The following is a 6,100-nucleotide window of genomic DNA, read 5'->3' on the forward strand; positions in this document are numbered from 1 at the left end:
CGAGCTCCGCCTGGGCGAAAAAAGCGGCTGCTTTCTTTATAATCTCATTGGCTTGCTTTAACTCTCTGTTCTCACGTTCAAGCTCTTTGATACGCTCCGCTTGGCTTTGAGCTTGAATGTTTGCAGGAATGGTTTTATCTACGTGCTTTTTATGCCATGATCGTAGGGTCTCAGGTGTGCAACCTATCTTTGGTGCTATAGCTTTGATGGCTGACCAGGTGGATGGGTAGTCGTCTTTAGCTTCAATTAGCATACGGACGGCTCGCTCTTTCATTTCAGGGGTATAGTTTCGTGTTTTCATTGTCGTATTCTCTCAGAAAATTGAGTCTCCGACAATCCCGGGGCGGTTCAATCGTATAGAAGGAAAATAAATAATGACAGAAACTTGCCTTACAGCAAAACCTTCATCTTATCTGCTGATGGAAGACTTAGAGACACAAGAAAAAGTTATCGACTTAGGTAAAAAGTTACTTGCCAGTTTCAGCAAGGACGATGACGATGTAATCATAGCATGGATGGCAAACTATCTTGCAGAACAAATGCTATTAGGCAATAATCCATGCGCCGACAAGCATACCCACCCCCATAAGGATAATAATTGCTGGCAGACCGACCTTAATCACTCTTAAAAATCGAGACTCCATACCCTCCCAGCTACGACCACGCGCAGCCATGAATAGTGCTGTGATTAAAATACCACAAGCGAGCGGAATATGAGGGGTAAAGTCTTTGAAGATGAAGAACTGCACCATGAGTATCATGGCAGTTAGTACAAGAGGGGCAATATCTAATAGAAAGTTGGATGAGGCTCTATAGCCCTTTACCTCAGGATCGTAGGGCTTTTTTTTGATCATAAACGTATAGGTTCTCCTTAGTCTGATTTACGCTATCTTTAAGTAATACAAGACAACTGTGATATTTAACTAAGCAGTAAGGGTATTAAAATTTTTAATTGATATCAAGTTTTAGGCTAAAAAAATCTATCTTGGGTTTGCATAGACAGGATAGACAGACCAAATATTGATATATCTGCAAGCATAAAAAAACCGCCCTCAGAGTGAGAGCGGTTTTTTTGTGAAGCAAAAAGATTAGATTGGGTTAGATGACAACTTTAATATCGGTATCGATATAGATGGTAGCTTTTTGGCTAAAGTAGGTGGCTTCATAGATGGTGTAATCTCCAACAATAGATCCTTTAGTCCAATTTTGACCGGCAAGATTCTTAGTTAAATTGACCGTATCCAGAGCATCACCATCAATGCGGATATTATTGTAACCATTGCTACGAGCATCATCATTTCTAAGGTTTAGAATGTTTGCATTATTGCCAACTCCTAGGTCTAATACCTCAATAGCTGAAATATTACTTGAACTTAAAGTATTACCACCACCAGTGATGTGAAGGGTGTCTGTACCATCACCACCATTTAAGGTGCCTCCTGTAAAGGTATTAATACTTATCGTATCATTACCGCTAGCGAGATAGATATTACCACCTGACATGGTATCGATAGTCACTGTGTCATTACCCGCTCCAGTATCGATATCGCCACCCGAGTGTGTTGTCACGTCAATAGTATCATTACCATCACCTAAGAACACATTACCAGCTGACTTATTCGCGATACTTACATCGTCTCTGGCGGTACCAAGGTCTATAGTGCCTCCAGTCATGGAACCGCTAATACTCACATCGTTACCACCTTGCGAAGACTTAATAGTGCCAGACTGTAAATTACTGATATTGAGGATATCGGTGTTACCCAATTCAACATACCCAGCTTCCATATTATTAATATTAATAATATCTTGGTCAGTATCATTCCCTGAGTATATATTACCTCTACGCAATACTCCTAAATCAAGATTGTCAGCACCAGCACCAAGTCTTAAATTAGGGGTACCTGTACTAGCTAATGTCTGACCCAGTCTTTCCATGTTGACGGTGTCATTACCCTCTCCCATATCAATAGTAGAGTTTCCTCTAACTTGGTTTACCTGCAAGTGATCTATGCCAGAACCCATACTAAGCGTGCTATTTACTATATTGCTAGAAATTTTAACAATATCATTACCAGCTCCTGTTCTAACGAGTGCGTTATCATCCAAAGCAACAGCTATTAATGTGTCATTATCAGTGGTACCAGGTGTCAAGGCATCTGGACCCGTAATCACTGTGGCTTGTCTCTGAATAACACCTACATCAATGACGTCATTTCCAGACCCGGTATCGATTTTAGCGTTCCTACCATCGACAATACCAGAGATAGTAATGTTATCTTGGCCACTCCCAGTAATAATCTCACCATATCCTGCTTCACTGGCTAAACTTGCTATTAATCTTCCCTTAATATTAATAGTATTATCGCCATCACCTGCATTGATATTACTAACCCATACGCCTCCTCTACTATCATCATTAAGTGTTTGACCAATATTAATCGTATCATTCCCAGAGCCTGCAGTAATAGTTGTACGCTCTTCAAGGTAGTTGCCTACTGTTAGTAAGTTGTTACCATTACCTAGTCTTACCTCCGTATCACTAATATAGGTACCTACGTTTGCTGTATCATTGCCCTCACCTAAGTTCACAATGGCAGTTCTAACATAGCTTTCTATGTTTAGAATGTCATTGCCAGAGCCTAAATCAACTATTGGCCTACCACCGTACCCTCTGATTCTAAAGCCTTCGTAAGTATCATCACCTTCTCCCATATAGACATGTGTTCTAAGAGACTGACGCCCTGAAAGGGTGAAGAAATCATTACCATTACCTGTAAGTACAGCAAAATCAATTAATGGGGCAGCTATGGCTTGCATATTGCCGTCGACAATGATTAGCTTATCAGTATTATCACTATCAAACACTATGGCTTCTACATTCTGACCTGTTCCATCAGTTTGAATTTCACCTCTTTGGTTAATGTTGATAGAGTTTTTGCCATTAGAATTATATCTATTATAAATAGTCGCACCCAATGGCTCATCACTAGCAAGGAAAGCAGCGCCACCTGTCGTTTCATCAAACAGATAGAACTTGGCAAAACTCTCATTTGGCAACTTATTACCGGCCTTATCAACAAACATAAGGTTTGCATATAAGTCCTTGGTTTGATTGCGATTTGCACTGCTATTGGTTGTCTCAGCACTGCCTGTCGTAGTATCCCCATCATTAGCAAAGTCAAACTTACCTGCTAACTCAGAGATTGCTAGCTTCCAGTTACCATTTGCGTCAGCCACAGTACTGACATCACCTGCATCAAAGATGCCATTCCTATTGACATCGAAGATAACGGTACCACCTACTTCACCAGTCCCACCGATAACTTGAATATTAGCTTGGTTGTTTTCGCTGTCATTGGTTCCATCAAAAGCATTTTCTTCTTGTACCAATGATACTGTCGGTCTACCCGCTAGAGTATCTAAGGTAAACTCTGTAGATAACGTAGGCTTGACGGTACCTGCCACAACTTGAGCATCTACACGATAGTCATTACCAAGCGCTTGTGTTTGCGCCAAAGTAAAGTTACTCCAGGTATAGGTCATGCCATCGGCACTGACTTGTGCTTGACCCATATCAAGTATGACAGGCTCGCCCTGTGTTGGGGTCAAGACAACCTGTACAGCTTCATCAGCAATACCAGAAGTAGCTGTACGAAGTGGTTTCTCGAGAGTGACAGTAATCGTTGGTGTTGTATCGTTGGTTAGTCCCTGTAAAACAGCAGGGTCAGTTTGTACACTGCCATCACTATTGTTAGCAACAATACCGGTATACACACCATTAACACCATATGCAGAGTTCTGATTAGCGGGTAAATTCTCTACTTCTTCGTTAGAGTCATCTGTGACTTCTACAAAGACAACTCTGGTTGCTAATATCGTTGCAGGTAAATCTATAATTTGAGTGATTGAATCATTATTTGCACCACTGTTATCACTTACCATGATTGTTAGCTGACTTGGCAAGTCATTGCCGGCATTAATATAATCCACACCTGCTTCAGTCAAAGTGATTACACCTGTACTCTCATCAATCGCAAAATACCCTTGATTATTATCAGGTAGGCTGTACGTTAATACATCACCTTCATCAATATCGCTACCATTTGCATCAGCAATAGACATGCTGGTATCAACATAGCCCTGATAAATCTCAGTAACTATATCAACTATATCAACAACGTCAAGCTTTGGCTGGTCATTAGTACCTGTGATCGTCACTGTGACTGTGCCAGTACCTGTGCCGTCTTTACTCGTTACAGTAAAGATATCCTCAACAGTCTGTCCTTCACGTAATGCCTGTACTTCTGGTTTACCGTTATCCAGCGCATAGCTCCAGTTACCATTTTCATTGACACTAAACGTACCATATGCACCTTGTTTTGTTTGAGGCTGAGCAAAAGCTTCGCCTTCGTCTAGATCTGTAATGGTGACTGTACCGCTGATGGTTGTTTCTGCCGCATCTTCTACAACAGCACCTTGTGCGTCTGTCACAGTTGCAGGATTGTTTTTTGCCACATTAATCGTGAAGTCTTCTTTCTCACTGGCCGTGCCATCCGTGCTTATCGCTTGTACAGTAATAGTGTGAGATTGTGCTGTCGCATAATCCAACTCAGCTGCAACAGTCACAACACCTGTTTGCTCATCGATGCTGAATAAACCGTTAGCACTATTAGATAATACATAGCGCACGGTATCTTTAGCATCAGGATCAACAGCTAAAGCGGTAATACCTACTTCTGTTCCTATAGCTGCTACTTCAGATACTAAGTTATCCGATGCATCACTATCTGTCACTGGGCCAACAGCTTCATCAACATCATTAACTTGAAGCGTTAGTGTTGCCTGACTACTATTACCTGCAGCATCTTCAACTTTAATAGCCAAATCAAAACTATTTGGATCAGTTTCAAAGTCGTTCGCTGCTGCGGCTAAACCTGCTGCCGTTAATATAATGTTTCCTTCGCTATCTATATCAAAATAGCCTAGATCATTTCCAGACATAATTTCATAACTAACAATACCCACATTATCTGTAGCGGTTACTTTACCGACTACAGTGGTCACTTCACCATCAGCAGGCACTTGATTCTCATCATATGAAATTGTTTGGTTAGCTATTTCTGGATCTGCAACATCTAACGCTTTAGCACTATCACTTGCTGTGTTCTCGTAAGCATCGCTACCCGTTGCTGTAACGGTACTGCCATCTTTAACCGCATCAGGGGCCAGTGTTACCACACCTGAGGTGGCATCAAGGCTAACACCATCAATCTCTTTATCTAGTGTCCAGCTACCATCAGCACCTTTAGTGGCAGTGATGGTTTGCTCGGTGCCTGTCTCATCAGTAAAGACAATCACTTGCTCAACGTTATCAGCGCCAGGTGTCGCGGTCACGCTACCACCAGCAACTGCGTCTACCACAGGGGCATCAGCCGCATCTGGCGTATTGTCATCAGTTAACGCATTGGCACTATCAGTGGCTTCTTTACTGTAAACATCTGTACCAGTTGCTTTAACTACACTACCGTCCTTAACCAGTTCAGGACTTAAATTCACCTCACCACTTAAGGTGTCAACCTCAAAGCCTATTAGAACTGTATCAGAAACCCAATTTCCATTATCGTTAATTTCTAGAGTAATGGTTTGTTTATTATCAGATTCATCTATAAACTGAACTATCAATTTAATATTATCTTCGCCAGGCTTGATAGTTATTCCCCCACCGGCAGTTGCATCAACAGTTGGTGAGTCAGCCATTTCATTGGTTTTATCTGTAACACCAGGCACAACAATGCCGTCAATCACATCTAAGCGATCTTGGAAGCTATCTTTACCTGTGCTCTCTGGTAGCTCATCAACCTTAGCTTGTGCTTTGTCTTTCGCCTCAGTCACCGCGTTGTTAAGATCAGTCAGGTTCTGATTCTCTTCAGGGGTGATTAGACCATCTTTGTTGGCTTCAACTAAGGCATCTTCTGCCGCTTTCTCAGCCTCTTCAGCAGCTTTAACTAAGTCTTCAACCTCTGCTTGTAGCGTGTCATCTAAACCATCTTTATCTTGGTCTGTAATGCCAGGCACAACAATGCCGTCAATCACATCT

Annotated in this window: 2 protein-coding genes and 1 pseudogene; all 3 read right to left on the reverse strand. The window is 41.8% G+C overall.

Features of this window, described 5'->3' with window-relative positions; all coding sequences use genetic code 11:
* A pseudogene (locus tag G561_RS0113025) lies at positions 1 to 301 on the reverse strand (transposase); the annotation flags it as partial.
* 244 nt (positions 302 to 545) lie between these two features.
* Entirely contained in the window at positions 546 to 854 is a 309-nt protein-coding gene (locus G561_RS0113030) for a hypothetical protein (protein ID WP_028859934.1), read from the reverse strand.
* A gap of 244 nt (positions 855 to 1,098) precedes the next feature.
* A complete protein-coding gene (locus G561_RS0113035; RefSeq protein WP_208854608.1) occupies positions 1,099 to 6,078 on the reverse strand; it encodes a VCBS domain-containing protein in 4,980 nt (1,659 codons plus the stop codon).
* Positions 6,079 to 6,100: the final 22 nt, after the last annotated feature.

Source organism: Psychrobacter phenylpyruvicus DSM 7000 = NBRC 102152 (genome assembly GCF_000685805.1).
In the GTDB taxonomy this organism is placed as follows: Bacteria; Pseudomonadota; Gammaproteobacteria; order Pseudomonadales; family Moraxellaceae; genus Psychrobacter; species Psychrobacter phenylpyruvicus.